Annotated in this window: 14 protein-coding genes; 11 read left to right on the top strand and 3 right to left on the bottom strand. The window is 59.7% G+C overall.

Translation table 11 applies throughout. The features are described 5' to 3' along the window. The first annotated feature begins 10 nt into the window (after positions 1-10). The 11 genes from pyrR (at position 11) to metK (ending at position 11,537) form a co-directional block, all read left to right on the top strand. Positions 11-571: a bifunctional pyr operon transcriptional regulator/uracil phosphoribosyltransferase PyrR gene (gene pyrR, locus HMPREF3171_RS10160; protein ID WP_070423098.1), complete on the top strand. Its 561-nt coding sequence runs from the start codon at positions 11-13 to the stop codon at positions 569-571. After that, a complete protein-coding gene (locus tag HMPREF3171_RS10155) occupies positions 572-1,510 on the top strand; it encodes an aspartate carbamoyltransferase catalytic subunit (RefSeq protein WP_070484841.1) in 939 nt (312 codons plus the stop codon). After that, a complete protein-coding gene (locus tag HMPREF3171_RS10150) occupies positions 1,507-2,790 on the top strand; it encodes a dihydroorotase (RefSeq protein ID WP_070423100.1) in 1,284 nt (427 codons plus the stop codon). The genes HMPREF3171_RS10155 and HMPREF3171_RS10150 overlap by 4 nt, the downstream gene beginning before the upstream one ends. A gap of 4 nt (positions 2,791-2,794) precedes the next feature. Further along, on the top strand, positions 2,795-3,256 hold the full coding sequence (locus HMPREF3171_RS10145; protein WP_070451382.1) for a carbamoyl-phosphate synthase domain-containing protein: 462 nt from the start codon (positions 2,795-2,797) through the stop codon (positions 3,254-3,256). A gap of 22 nt (positions 3,257-3,278) precedes the next feature. Continuing rightward, positions 3,279-6,653, top strand: a complete 3,375-nt coding sequence (gene carB, locus HMPREF3171_RS10140; RefSeq protein WP_246815367.1) for a carbamoyl-phosphate synthase large subunit — start codon at positions 3,279-3,281, stop codon at positions 6,651-6,653. Next, positions 6,653-7,471: an orotidine-5'-phosphate decarboxylase gene (pyrF, locus tag HMPREF3171_RS10135; RefSeq protein WP_070484839.1), complete on the top strand. Its 819-nt coding sequence runs from the start codon at positions 6,653-6,655 to the stop codon at positions 7,469-7,471. The genes carB and pyrF overlap by 1 nt, the downstream gene beginning before the upstream one ends. Before the next feature lie 231 nt (positions 7,472-7,702). Continuing rightward, a complete protein-coding gene (gene mihF, locus HMPREF3171_RS10130) occupies positions 7,703-8,026 on the top strand; it encodes an integration host factor, actinobacterial type (RefSeq protein ID WP_070423240.1) in 324 nt (107 codons plus the stop codon). A 2-nt stretch (positions 8,027-8,028) separates the two neighbouring features. Then, on the top strand, positions 8,029-8,616 hold the full coding sequence (gmk, locus tag HMPREF3171_RS10125) for a guanylate kinase (protein ID WP_070423104.1): 588 nt from the start codon (positions 8,029-8,031) through the stop codon (positions 8,614-8,616). A gap of 13 nt (positions 8,617-8,629) precedes the next feature. Continuing rightward, positions 8,630-8,944 carry a DNA-directed RNA polymerase subunit omega gene (gene rpoZ / locus HMPREF3171_RS10120; RefSeq protein WP_371325710.1) on the top strand — a complete coding sequence of 105 codons (315 nt, stop codon included), beginning with the start codon at positions 8,630-8,632 and terminating at the stop codon, positions 8,942-8,944. A gap of 73 nt (positions 8,945-9,017) precedes the next feature. Then, on the top strand, positions 9,018-10,247 hold the full coding sequence (coaBC, locus tag HMPREF3171_RS10115; protein WP_101733075.1) for a bifunctional phosphopantothenoylcysteine decarboxylase/phosphopantothenate--cysteine ligase CoaBC: 1,230 nt from the start codon (positions 9,018-9,020) through the stop codon (positions 10,245-10,247). A gap of 72 nt (positions 10,248-10,319) precedes the next feature. Next, complete coding sequence (gene metK / locus HMPREF3171_RS10110; protein ID WP_070423106.1) at positions 10,320-11,537, top strand: methionine adenosyltransferase; 1,218 nt, start codon at positions 10,320-10,322, stop codon at positions 11,535-11,537. On the opposite strand, the gene HMPREF3171_RS10105 is transcribed toward metK, so the two are convergent. From HMPREF3171_RS10105 to HMPREF3171_RS10095, 3 genes are read right to left on the bottom strand one after another with little or no spacing between them, the layout of a single operon-like run. Beyond that, positions 11,534-12,382 (bottom strand): hypothetical protein, encoded by an 849-nt coding sequence (locus HMPREF3171_RS10105; RefSeq protein ID WP_070484837.1) that lies wholly within the window; start codon positions 12,380-12,382, stop codon positions 11,534-11,536. The two genes, metK and HMPREF3171_RS10105, sit on opposite strands and share 4 nt — an antisense overlap. A 3-nt stretch (positions 12,383-12,385) precedes the next feature. After that, positions 12,386-12,781 carry a hypothetical protein gene (locus HMPREF3171_RS10100; protein ID WP_070451390.1) on the bottom strand — a complete coding sequence of 132 codons (396 nt, stop codon included), beginning with the start codon at positions 12,779-12,781 and terminating at the stop codon, positions 12,386-12,388. 18 nt (positions 12,782-12,799) lie between these two features. Continuing rightward, positions 12,800-13,729, bottom strand: a complete 930-nt coding sequence (locus HMPREF3171_RS10095) for a polysaccharide deacetylase family protein (protein WP_070484836.1) — start codon at positions 13,727-13,729, stop codon at positions 12,800-12,802. Positions 13,730-13,806: the final 77 nt, after the last annotated feature.

The following is a 13,806-nucleotide window of genomic DNA, read 5'->3' as shown; positions in this document are numbered from 1 at the left end:
AGGAGGTTCGATGAGTGGAAACGAACGGTCGACGGTTGAGCTGCTGAACGCTCAGGACGTCGGTCGCACTGTTGCACGCATCGCGCACCAGATCATCGAGAAGACAACGCTGGACGACAGCGACGGACCGCAGGTCATTCTGCTGGGGATCCCGTCCGGTGGTGTTCCGTTAGCGCAGCGTATTGCGGAAGCGGTTGAAGAATTTTCAGGCGTGAGCGTGCCAGTAGGCAGTCTCGACGTCACTTTGTACCGCGACGATCTCCGCGACAAGCCACATCGGGCACTGCGCCCAACCCACATTCCGGTCGACATCGACGGGGCAATTGTCGTGCTTGTCGACGATGTCTTGTACTCCGGCCGAACCATTCGCGCCGCCCTTGATTCGCTGCGCGACATCGGTAGGCCAGCCGCGATCCAGCTCGCAGTGCTGGTCGATCGTGGCCACCGGGAGCTGCCAATCCGCGCGGATTACGTAGGCAAGAACATCCCCACATCGAAGGACGAAGATGTCACTGTCGCGATCGCCCAGCTCGACGGTGAAGATCGCGTGACCCTGGAACGGGAGGCGTAAATGAAGCACCTCATCGATATTGCAGATCTCAGCCGCGAAGAGATCATCGAGCTGATGGATGAAGCGGACCGCTTCCGGGAAGCTCTGGATGGTCGTGAGATCAAGAAGCTTCCGACCCTGCGCGGCCGCACTGTGATGACGTTGTTCTACGAGAACTCGACGCGTACCCGCTCGTCGTTTGAGACAGCGGGCAAGTGGATGAGCGCCGATGTGATCAATCTGTCTGCGTCTTCATCTTCGGTGAAGAAGGGTGAATCGCTCAAAGACACCGCTGCAACCTTGGAGGCAATCGGTGCAGACGCGATCATCATGCGCCACCCTGCTTCGGGTGCGGCACAGCTTCTGGCCAAGTGGTTGCCGAATACAAGCATCGTGAACGCAGGTGACGGCCAGCACCAGCACCCGACACAGGCTTTGCTAGATGCGGTGACCATGCGCCAGCACATTGGCGATGTCGCTGGAAAGCGTGTCCTGATCGTCGGCGATATTTTGCACTCCCGTGTTGCTCGCTCGAACGTGGACCTGCTGCACATCTTGGGCGCAGAGGTTGTGTTGGTTGCGCCGCCGACGCTGCTGCCTACCGGTGTGGAGTTCTGGCCGGCACGTGTCTCGTATGACTTCGATGCCGAGATTGAGTACGCAGATGTCGTGATGATGCTGCGCGTGCAGGCCGAGCGCATGAACGGCGGGTTCTTCCCGTCGCACCGCGAGTACGCCACCTTGTACGGCTTGAGCGTTGACCGAGCCGACCGCATGAAGGATTCGGCGTTGATCATGCACCCGGGTCCGATGCTGCGTGGCATGGAAATTAACTACGACGTGGCCGATCGCGACAATGCTGTCGTTCTCGGCCAGGTCTCTAACGGCGTGTACACCCGCATGGCCGTGTTGTTCACACTGCTCGCCGGCACTGGCGGCGAAGAAGGAGCGATCAAGTGACCAAGCTTGCACTCAACAACGTTCGTCCATATGGCGAGGACGTGACCAGCATTCTCATTGACGTGGAAGACGGTGTCATCGACTCCATTGGGGAAAACCCGTTTGACGATGCTGATGAAACCATCGACTGTGGTGGCAACGTGTTGCTTCCTGGTCTCGTCGATATGCACGTGCACCTGCGTGAGCCGGGCCGCGAGGACACCGAAACCATCGCTACCGGCTCGGATGCTGCCGCCAAGGGAGGCTTCACCGCTGTATTCACCATGGCGAATACCAACCCAGTGATCGACCAGCCGTTCCTCGCCGAGGCGGTCTGGGAGAAGGGCCAGACGTACGGTAAATGCGATGTCTACCCGGTGGGCTCGATTACCAAGGGACTCGAGGGCAAGACGCTTACCGAGATCGGTCTGATGGCCCGCAGCGGTGTGCGCATGTTTTCTGACGATGGCAAGTGCGTCAACGACCCGCAGCTCATGCGCCGCGCTATCGAATACGCCAAGGCACACGACGTGATTCTCGCCCAGCATGCGGAAGATCACCGAATGACCGAGGGCGCTGTCGCCCACGAAGGCGAGCAGGCAGCGCGCCTGGGGCTTCGCGGTTGGCCGCGTGTCGCGGAGGAATCCATCGTCGCACGCGACGCCATCATGACTCGTGACTACGGTGGTCGTTACCACCTCTGCCACGCGTCGACCGAAGGCACGGTCGAGCTGCTTCGCTTCGCCAAAGCACAGGGCATCAACGTTACGGCAGAGGTCACCCCGCACCACCTGCTGCTTACCGACGAAATGCTGTCCACCTACGACGGCCTGTTCCGCGTCAACCCGCCGCTGCGCGAGAAGCGCGACGCTGAAGCGCTCAAGCAAGCGCTTCTCGACGGCACCGTGGACGTCATCGCCACCGACCACGCTCCTCACGGATCTGAAGACAAGTGCGTGGAGTTCGAGCACGCCAAGCCAGGCATGCTCGGCCTAGAAACGTCCATGGCGATCGTGCACCGAGTCTTCGTCGAATCGGGTCTTGCTGACTGGCGCTTCGTGGCCAAGGTCATGAGCGAGCGCCCTGCCGAAATTCTGCGGCTTGAGGACCAGGGCCGTCCGATCGCGGTTGGCGAGCCAGCAAACCTGACCTTGATTGATCCACAGGACACCTGGACCGCAAAGGGCAAGGATATGGCGTCGAAGGCGTCGAACACTCCCTACGAAGGCATCGAATTTAACGCACGCGTAGTTGGCACCTGGCTGCGCGGCACCCAAACCTACTCTGCAAAGAAGGCCTAAACCCATGACACAAACACAGCAGCAGCGCACCCGCGCACAACTCGTCCTCGACACAGGCGAGAAATTCACCGGCTTCGTCTTCGGCGCAGCACCGGAAGGTGACATTGAAGGCGATCTCAAGAGCATCATCGATATGTTCGGTTACGAGCGCGAAATGTGCTCTGCCGATAACGACGGCAAGATCCTGGTGTTCGCTACACCGCACATCGGCAATGTTGGCTGGACAGGTGAAGGAGCAGGGGAGGGACGTACGGCAATCACGGCAAAAGCCGTGGTGATCCGCGATCTCGCTCGCATCGCATCGAACCAGGAAGCAAAGCACAGCCTGGAAGAAGAAATGAAGGCGCAGGGCATTACCGGCATCTGGGGTGTAGACACCCGCAGGCTGGTCCGCCACGTCTCTCAGGCGCAGCACGAGGGTAAGTCGGTGCGCGTGCAGGTAATCGTCGAAAAGCAAGAAGCTTAAAAGAAAGACCAGGAGAAACATTATGAAGCGAGAAGATCTCAACCACGTCCTGGTCATCGGCTCCGGGCCGATCGTCATCGGACAGGCGTGCGAGTTTGACTATTCCGGCACCCAGGCGTGCTGCGTGCTCAAAGAAGAAGGCCTGCGCGTCACCCTGGTCAACTCGAACCCGGCGACGATCATGACCGACCCTGAGTTCGCCGACCACACGTACGTAGAGCCGATCCAGCCGGAGTACATCGACCGCATCCTCGCCCGCGAGGCAGAGCAAGGCCACCCGGTTGATGCGATTCTGCCGACGCTTGGTGGGCAGACTGCGCTGAACACAGCCATCAAACTCGACCGCCTTGGCATTCTGGAAAAGCACGGCGTTGAACTCATCGGCGCAGACATCGACGCGATTGAGCGCGGCGAAGACCGCCAAAAGTTCAAGGACATTGTTGAAAAGATCGGCGGCGAGTCCGCCCGTTCCCGTGTCTGCTACACCATGGAAGAAGTGGAAGAAACCGTTGCGGAGCTCGGCTTCCCAGTCGTCGTGCGCCCGTCGTTCACCATGGGTGGTCTCGGTTCCGGCCTTGCCTATGACATGGATGACTTGCACCGCATCGCCGGCGACGGCTTGACCGCATCGCCAGAAGCGAACGTGCTCATTGAAGAATCCATCCTCGGTTGGAAAGAAATCGAGCTCGAGCTCATTCGTGACTCGGATGACAACTGCATTACGGTTGCGACGATTGAGAACGTGGATGCCATGGGTGTCCACACGGGCGACTCTGTCACGGTGGCGCCGGTGTTGACGATGACCGAGCCCGAGGTCACCAAGATGATCGAACAAGGCAAGGCCATCATCCGTGAAGTCGGTGTCAGGACCGGTGGCTGCAATATCCAGTTCGCCATCAACCCCAAAGACGGCCGCATGATCACGATCGAGATGAACCCGCGCGTGTCGCGTTCGTCTGCACTTGCGTCGAAGGCGACCGGCTACCCGATTGCAAAGGTGGCAACCCGACTAGCTATTGGCTACACGCTCGACGAGATTGCCAACGACATGACCGGTGGCGCGACCACTGCGCTTGAGGAGCCGTCCCTCGACTACGTCATCGTCAAGATGCCACGCTTTACCTTTGAGAAGTTCCCGGGCTCGGACGAGACTCTGGGCACCTCCATGAAGGCGGTTGGCGAGGCCATGGGTATTGGCCGCAACTACATCCAGGGCCTGAACAAGGTCATGCGCTCGATGGAAGACAAGCCAAACGGCTTCTGGACTCGTTCCGACGAGTACGTCGCAGGAGAGCGTGCAAATGACGTCGCAGCGGTGCTCGAAGACCTTAAGGTGCCGACCGACAAGCGTCTCTACGATGTCGAGCTTGCGCTCCGCCTCGGCGCGAGCGTTGATGAGGTCTACGCAGCCTCCGGCATCGATCCGTGGTTCCTCGAGGAAGTCGCTGGGCTGGTCGAGTTCCGCCAGGTGCTTATCGACGCCCCTGTGCTTGACGCAGGTCTCCTGCGTGAGGCAAAGGCTCAAGGCTTGTCCGACGCCCAGATTGCTACGCTGCGCCCAGAACTCGCGGGCGAAGACGGCGTGCGTCAACTGCGATGGACGCTGGGTATCCACCCGACCTTCAAGACCGTCGACACCTGCTCGGGCCAGTACGAGGCGAAGGTTCCGTACTTGTACTCGGCGTACGAACTCGACCCGGCTGCCGAGTCTGAGGTTGACCAGTTCACCGGTGCAAAGGAAAACAGCAAGGGCAAGGTCATCATCCTGGGCTCTGGTCCGAACCGCATTGGTCAGGGCATCGAGTTCGACTACTCCTGTGTCCACGCCGCCCTGGAACTGTCCCGCGTCGGCTACGAGACCGTGATGGTCAACTGCAACCCGGAGACCGTTTCTACCGACTACGACACCGCGGACCGTCTCTACTTCGAACCGTTGACGTTCGAAGACGTGATGGAGATCTACCGTGCGGAAGCCGCTACCGGTGAGGTCGCTGGCGTTATTGTGCAGCTCGGCGGTCAGACCCCGCTGGGCCTCGCGCAGCGACTCGCGGATGCGGGCGTGCCGGTTGTCGGTACGAGCCCCGAGGCAATCGATCTGGCGGAGGACCGCGGCGAGTTTGGCAAGGTGCTCGAAGCAGCCAAGCTTCCAGCTCCCGCATTTGGCACCGCAACCTCCTTCGAAGAGGCTCGCGAAGTGGCCAACAAGGTTGCTTACCCCGTCCTCGTGCGCCCGTCTTACGTGCTCGGAGGCCGTGGCATGGAGATCGTTTATGACGAAGACTCCCTGCGCAACTACATCGAGCGCGCAACCGAGCTCAGCCCGGACCACCCAGTGCTTGTGGACCGCTTCCTTGACAACGCCATCGAAATTGACGTCGATGTGTTGTCTGACGGCAACGAGGTCTACCTCGGTGGTCTGATGGAACACATCGAGGAAGCCGGCATTCACTCTGGCGACTCCGCCTGTGCGCTTCCGCCGATGACGCTCGGCCCCGACGACATTGAAAAGGTTCGTCGCTCCGCTGAGGCACTCGCTCACGGTATCGGGGTGAAGGGTCTGATGAACGTCCAGTTCGCATTAAAGGACGACATCCTCTACGTCATCGAGGCAAACCCGCGCGCGTCGCGTACGGTGCCGTTCGTCTCCAAGGCGACCGGCGTCCACCTTGCGAAGGCTGCAGCACGCGTCATGCTCGGCGCGACGATCGCTGAACTTCGCGACGAGGGCCTCATCCCGTCCGACTACGATGGCGGATCCTTGCCGCTGAACCACCCGATCGCTGTGAAGGAAGCGGTACTACCGTTTAGCCGCTTCCGCCGCCCAGACGGGTCGATTCTGGACACCATCCTCGGCCCGGAAATGAAGTCCACCGGTGAGGTCATGGGGCTTGCCCCGTCGTTCGGTGTGGCATTTGCTAAGACCCAGGCCGCTGCTTACGGCGAACTGCCAACGGAGGGCACGGTCTTTGTCTCCCTGGCTAACCACGACAAGCGCACCCTGATCTTCCCGATCCAGCGTTTGTCCACCATGGGGTTCAAGGTGATCGCGACGGCAGGTACAGCGCAAATGCTGCGCCGCAACGGCATCGAATGCGAAGTAGCACTCAAGGGCTCCGAGGTCCGCGAAGGTGCGAAGGGCCGTTCCATCGTGGAGCGGATCTTGGACGGCGAGATTGATCTCATCCTGAACACTCCGGCGGGCTCGACAACCGCGCGCCACGATGGCTACGACATCCGTGCCGCAGCCGTGATCGCGGATGTACCGATCATGACCGATGTGCAGGGTGTTACCGCCACAGTCCAAGGCATCGAAGCAGTGCGCAGCAACTCTATTGATGTGACCAGCCTCCAGGAGCTCGAGCACAGCGTCTCCAAGAACGCAGAGGGTGGCCAGTAGTGGTACAGCCCCATGCCTCCTTCGGGGAGCGTCTCGTTGCCGCTGGTAACGAATATGGCCGACTGTGTGTAGGCATCGACCCGCACGCGGCGCTGCTAGACAAGTGGGGTCTTCCGGACACCATTGATGGTCTGCAACGGTTTTCCTCGGCGTGTGTCGAGGCCTTTGCAGGATCAGTTGCGTTGGTCAAGCCACAGGTTGCCTTCTACGAGCGGTTCGGCTCTGCGGGTTTCGCGGTACTCGAGGAGACCCTCGCCGCACTCCGTGAGAGCGGGACGCTCGTCGTCGCGGACGCCAAGCGCGGCGATATCGGCTCCACGATGGCCGGATACGCCGCCGCGTGGCTGCAGCCAGGCTCACCGTTGGAAGCGGACGCGCTCACGCTGACACCGTATCTGGGTGTCGGGTCGCTGGAGCCTGCCATCTCACTTGCTGCAGCGCACGGTAAGGGCGTGTTCGTGATGTCTGCGAACTCCAACCCTGAAGCTGAAGCGTTTCAGACGAGTGAAATCGATGGACGCATGGTGTCGCAGTGGATGGTCGATGAATGCGCCACGTACAACCAGGGCGCTGCAGTAGGCCACGTTGGTGTCGTTGTCGGTGCAACCGTGGCGAAGCCGCCGGTGCTCGACGCGCTCAATGCTCCAGTGCTTATGCCTGGAGTCGGAGCGCAGGGAGCGACGATGGAAGACGTGGCGCAGATTGCAGGTGCAAACGCACACCTGGTGTTCCCGAATGTTTCCCGTTCCGTCTTGTCTGCTGGGCCGGACGTTATTGAACTGCGGAAACGTGTCGCTGAACTGGTAAAACAGCCATAACTAGCGGGTCCATTTCATCGGCTGAGAAAAACCCTGGTAGTTTAGGTGCGTCGCAACGGTGACATGGAGAAATGCAGCAAGAATGCGCTCCATTTTCCCGGTGCCAACCAGATGCAGTGTTAGACTGTGTCGGATGCGGTGCGTCTCCTGGAACGCAGAGTGTGGAGGAGGCCCCGCGCCGGCACGAGTCGGCCTGAACATATTGAATGAACTACCTACATGGAGGAACCCGTGGCACTTCCACAGTTGACCGATGAACAGCGCAAGGCAGCCCTCGAGAAGGCGGCTGAGGCTCGCAAGAAGCGCGCTGAGCTGAAGGCCTCCCTGAAGCGCGGCGAGACCACGCTCAAGGACGTGCTGGAGAAGGCTGACACCGACGAGATCATCGGCAAGACCAAGGTTTCCGCTTTGCTCGAGGCCATGCCGAAGGTTGGCAAGGTCAAGGCTCGCGAGATCATGGAGGAGCTGGAGATCGCTCAGACCCGTCGCCTGCGTGGCCTGGGTGAGCGTCAGCGTCGTGCTCTGCTCGAGCGCTTCGGCTTCGAAGAGAACTAAACATGGCTGAGGTGGCGCCCCGCGGGCAGCTGGTCGTTTTGGCCGGACCGTCTGCCGTAGGTAAGTCAACGGTGGTTAGCCGCCTGCGCGGCGAGGTGCCGGACCTCTACTTTTCTGTCTCGATGACAACTCGGGCTCCACGCCCGGGCGAAGTCGACGGCAGGGATTACTACTTCGTCTCCTCGAATGATTTTCAACAGCGCATCGATGCTGGTGAGATGCTGGAATGGGCTGACATTCACGGAGGCCTTCAGCGCTCGGGCACGCCTGCGGGTCCGGTCCGTGAAGCTCTTGCAGACGGGCGCCCGGTACTCGTAGAGGTGGACCTCGCAGGTGCTCGCAACATCAAGCAGCTCATGCCTGAAGCGCGTACAGTGTTCCTTGCACCCCCGTCGTGGGAAGTCCTCGTTGAACGTCTCACGGGTCGTGGGACCGAGACGGAAGCTGTGATTGAGCGCAGGCTCACCACCGCGCGCGAGGAGCTCGATGCGCAAGGGGAGTTCGACACCGTTGTTGTGAATGACGATGTCGACGATGCCGTTGCACACATTGCGCGCATCCTTCTAGGCGCAACATCCGACAACAATTAGCGAGTGGGTTTTAGTGACTGAATCAACCAATGACCTGTCGCAGGACACCGCTGTTGAGGAGACTCAGCAGGAACGTGTCTACGACACCCCGGACGGCATTACCGCGCCCCCGATCGATGAACTGCTGACGAAGGTCTCGTCGAAGTACGCTCTGGTGATCTTTGCAGCCAAGCGTGCACGTCAGATCAACAGCTTCTACCAGAACTCCGAAGATGGTGTTTTCGAGTTCATCGGCCCGCTGGTAACGCCAGAGCCTGGTGAGAAGCCGCTGTCGATCGCGCTGCGTGAGATCGAGGCAGGTCTCCTCGAGCACGAGGAAGGCCAGTAAACGCTTCTGCTAATGACGCCGTTGTGCGAGCCATTGGGGCTCGCACAACGGCGTTTTTGTATGCTTGGCCCACATGAGCGAAGCCACGTCTGCCCCCAAGAACGTTGTGATCGGTGTCTCCGGCGGAATTGCTGCGTATAAGGCATGCCACTTGGTCCGCGACTTTAAAGAGCATGGCGATAATGTGCGCGTTATCCCTACGGAAAGCGCGTTGTCGTTTGTGGGTGCGGCAACATTTGAGGCGCTGAGCGGAAACCCTGTTGATACTGGGGTATTCAAACGTGTCGACGAAGTCCAGCACGTCCGTCTCGGTCAAGAGGCCGATCTCATCGTTGTCGCACCTGCAACCGCTGATCTCATGGCCCGTGTCGCAGCAGGCCGAGCAGATGACCTGTTGGCTGCAACCATTCTTGTGGCCACATGCCCCGTCGTGCTTGCGCCTGCAATGCACACCGAAATGTGGAATAACCCAGCTACGCAACACAATGTAGAGGTGCTTCGTTCGCGTGGGATTACGGTTCTTGAGCCGGCGCATGGGCGCCTGACGGGAAAGGACACGGGTCCGGGTCGTTTGCCGGACCCTGAGGCGATTGCGCAGCTAGCCCGTACGGTGTTGGCAACCGGTCCAATGAAGCAGACGCTCGCAGGAACCCGCGTACTTATTAGCGCGGGAGGAACGCAAGAAAATATTGATCCTGTGCGTTTCATTGGTAACCGATCCTCTGGCAAGCAGGGGTTTGCGCTCGGGGACATCGCAGCGCAGCGGGGAGCACAGGTCACGATCGTGGCTGGAGCAACCGCGGAACTATCTGTGCCCTCAGGGGCAGAAGTGGTGCGTGTGCAATCCACACGTGAGATGAAAGACGCGATGGATGAGCGTGCCGCAGACGCAGACATCATCGTGATGGCGGCCGCCGTGGCCGATTACCGTCCAGAATCGGAAGCTACGACGAAACTGAAGAAGGGCACGAGTGATGACGCGCTCTCCGTTGTTCGCTTGACCGAGAACCCGGACATCCTTAAAGGTCTCGTCGAAAAGCGAGATGCCGGCGAGACTCATGCCACGATCGTCGGGTTTGCAGCTGAGACGGACAACGAACTTGAGAATGGTCGCGCGAAACTCAAGCGTAAGGGCGCGGATTTGCTCATGCTGAACTCGGTTGCTGGTGGCAATGTGTTTGGCCAGTCAACTAATCGCGGTTGGTTGTTGAGTGCGTCTGGCGAAGAACTGGAAATTGAGGACGGAACGAAACACGAGGTAGCTGCTCGGATCTGGAATGCGATTGAAAAGCTTCGCGCTTAGCTTTGCGTACTTAGACCGCTTGGTCTAGTCTGTTGGAGAATCAGCCTCAAGGCCACGTAAAGGAAAGATCCGTTGTCACTCGACACTTACTACCGACTGTTCACCAGTGAGTCCGTCACTGAAGGGCACCCAGACAAAATCTGCGATGCGATCTCGGACGCGATTTTGGACGACATGCTCGCGCAGGACCCACAGTCCCGCGTTGCAGTGGAAACGCTCGTTACCACTGGACAGGTTCACGTTGTTGGAGAGGTGCGCACGTCTGCGTATTCCAATATTGCGAAGATCGTGCGCGACAAATTGGTGGAAATCGGGTTCACCTCTTCCGAGGTTGGTTTCGACGGCAACAGCTGTGGCGTCAACATCGCAATCGGTGATCAGTCGCAGGAGATTGCGGATGGCGTGACCACCTCCCAGGAGGTGCGCGAACAGGCCTCCACTGAAGAGACTGACCAGTCTGGTGCGGGTGACCAGGGGCTAATGTTTGGGTACGCCTCCAACGAGACCCCTGAGTACATGCCGTTGCCGATTGCGACTGCGCACCGCCTTTCACGCCGACTGTCCCAAGTGCGCCACGAGGGCATCGTCGACGGCCTTCGCCCAGACGGCAAGACTCAGGTCACGTTTGCGTACGACGGTGATACCCCGGCGTTTATCGACACGATCGTGATCTCCACGCAGCACGACCCACACTTCACTGGTGAGGCACTTGAGAAGGCGCTGCGAGAGCACGTTATCGCTTGGGTCATGGAAGATGCCGGTCTGGAGAAGTTCTACCGCGAGGACACCAAGGTCCTGATCAATCCGTCTGGCTCGTTTATCTCCGGTGGTCCGATGGCGGACGCAGGCCTGACCGGACGCAAGATCATTGTGGATACCTACGGCGGTATGGCACGCCATGGCGGTGGCGCGTTCTCTGGCAAGGATCCCTCAAAGGTGGACCGCTCCGGCGCGTATGCGACACGTTGGGTGGCGAAGAACATTGTCGCTGCGGGCCTCGCAGACCGTGTTGAGGTTCAGGTTGCGTACGCAATTGGTCGTGCAACCCCGGTTGGCCTGTACGTGGAGACGTTCGGTACCGCCGCTGAGGGGCAGACCAACGAGTCGATCCAGCAGGCAGTGGAGAAGGTCTTCGATCTGCGACCGGATGCGATCATCCGTGATTTGGATTTGAAGCGCCCGATCTACAGCCAAACCGCTGCCTACGGCCACTTTGGTCGCACAGACATCGATGTGCCTTGGGAGCACACCGACAAGGTGGACGACTTGCGCGCAGCCGCAGGCGTTTAAGTTTCCTTCGAAGCCGCTTGGGGTTTGTCCCAGGCGGCTTTTTGCTGTTCAGACTTCTTGTGGTTGCGCAAGGCCACGATTCCGACAACCACGCCAATGAGGATTGGCAGCCAGATCTTGGAGTATTCGAGCGCAACAAGAACCCACTCGGGCAAGTCTGGGAGGTCTAATTCAGGCCAGTTGATCTGGGGGAGCGGAAGATCCATTTGGGGAAGGTGCGGGACCGGAAGATCCATGTGCGGCAAGGTGATGTCGGGGAGTTCCCAGTCCGGAAGGTAGCGCAGAAGTCGGTCGATGATTCGGCTTACGATCGGACCGAGGACAATCACCGCCAGCGCCCAGCCACCTTTGCCCAAGCCTTCGGCCATAGGGATGAGTGTGCGCTTGAGCGAACTCGATTCCATTGTCCGACGCCGTTTCGCACCGCGTGAGCCTTCTGGAGGGTCGAACTCGACGATGGTGTCGCCCTCCCGAAACTCGACACTGAGCAGTTCGTCGAAGCCACTTGCACGCAGTTTAAGGTGAGGCTTTTGGCGGTCAACGCCGATCCCCATTGGAGTCTCGAGTTTTGCCCCGCCGTTTCCAAAAAGGGGGAGTCGCCCGCTGTTCACGTCGTTGTAGCGGTGCTGCACGGTGCCGTCGACACACACTTCCATGCGCTCACTCGGATTCTTTGCCCAGAGTTCGATGCGTTCGCGCAGGGTGTGCTCGTCTGTGGCTAGCGTACCTTCCTTGTCAGTCTCATCTCCGGGCCACTCAGGGTCCTCTGCCGCGAAGTCGCGGTCGAATCCCACACGCAGTTCGATAAGCCCATACTTCGGGTGGTTGAGGCTCCAGGTTTCCATCGGCTACACCTGCGCACTGCTTGTCGACGACACCGGGGCCGGCTGCTTGCGCACCAAAGACATCAGCCATGCGCAAAGTGCCGACACGACAGCCACGCCGAGTGCATAGATGAAGGTGCCGTTATTGAAGTAAAGGATCTTCGCCACCCAGAAACCGCCAGCGGCGGATAGTGGCAATGTCCAAGAGGGACGGAAGCAGTAGCCGTCGACAAGCCCCGCGATAGCAGCGACAGCAAAGATGAAACCAACGAGGAGCCATGGCGTGCCAGCGACGGGAATGAGGAGTGCAGGTGCGATCACATACAGTGCAAAAACGGCATAGGGAAGTGCCTTGAGCCAACCTTCGCGGTCTGCAGTGTCTTCCGATTGCTCGTCTGTATGCTCGCCTGGATCAGTCATGGCGACGAAGTCTAACGGCTAATTCGCGTGGGTGTACACACGCCCCGGGACGGGGTCCTTAATCATCTCGTCGAGGCTTACCGGACGCAGCCCCTTGGCGCGCAGACCATCGATGATGCATTCCGCTGCGTTGATGGTCGGCTCGTGGATGTCGTGCATGAGCACAATCGATCCAGCTTGCGCCTGATTGACCGCTATGGAGCAGGTGCGTGCGGTGTCACGGTGGCTCCAATCCATCGTGTCAACGTCCCAAATTGCCAGCGATAGGCCACGGGCCTTGGAAGCATTGATTACACGGCCGTCGTAGGAACCATAGGGCGGGCGCACCCAGTGCACCTTCACTCCCGATTGCTTCTCAATGGCAGCACTCGTGTCGCTGAGCTGTGACCCGATCGTCGCGTCGGATTGGCGCGCCAGGTCCGGGTGTGAATACGAGTGGTTGCCAATCGTGTGGCCCTCGGCGCGGATGCGGCGCAGGATCTTCGGGTTTGCATTGACGTTGTTACCGACGACGAAAAACGTCGCATGCGCATTCTTGCGCTTGAAGATGTCGAGCAGGCGCTCCGTACCGGGAACCGGTCCGTCGTCGTACGTAATTGCTACGCAATTGCTGCAGTTGGTTGCGTTAGGAGACAACGTTGGCTCCGCTGCCGGGACCACGGTTACCGGCACAGTCTCTTCTTCCTGCGGTGCAGGGCGCAGGTGAGGTGGCACGCTATCTCGAACTTGTTGGGGGAGTTGGTTGTATGCCTTGCGCCAGTTGTCCTGTACGGCTTGCTGTGCGCCTTGCGACGAGCCGTGGATGTAGGCGGATACGTTGTCGATCGGCGAGCCGTTACCTGGACTAAGTATCGGGCCAAGGGAGGAGCCTGCAAAAAGCTGTTGTGTCTGCTTGCTTCCTAGCGAAAGATTTGTGACGTCAACCGCATGTGCTTGGGGAGCAGTCATGGCTCCTGCGGCAACTGCAGCGGATATACAGACGGATAAGACTGCGGGAAGCAGACGTTTCATGGCGGAAGCGGGTC

Source organism: Corynebacterium sp. HMSC08F01, assembly GCF_001807545.1.
Classification (GTDB): Bacteria; Actinomycetota; Actinomycetes; order Mycobacteriales; family Mycobacteriaceae; genus Corynebacterium; species Corynebacterium coyleae.
Note: the sequence above shows the minus strand (reverse complement) of the source record. Positions and strands in the feature narration are given on the sequence as shown.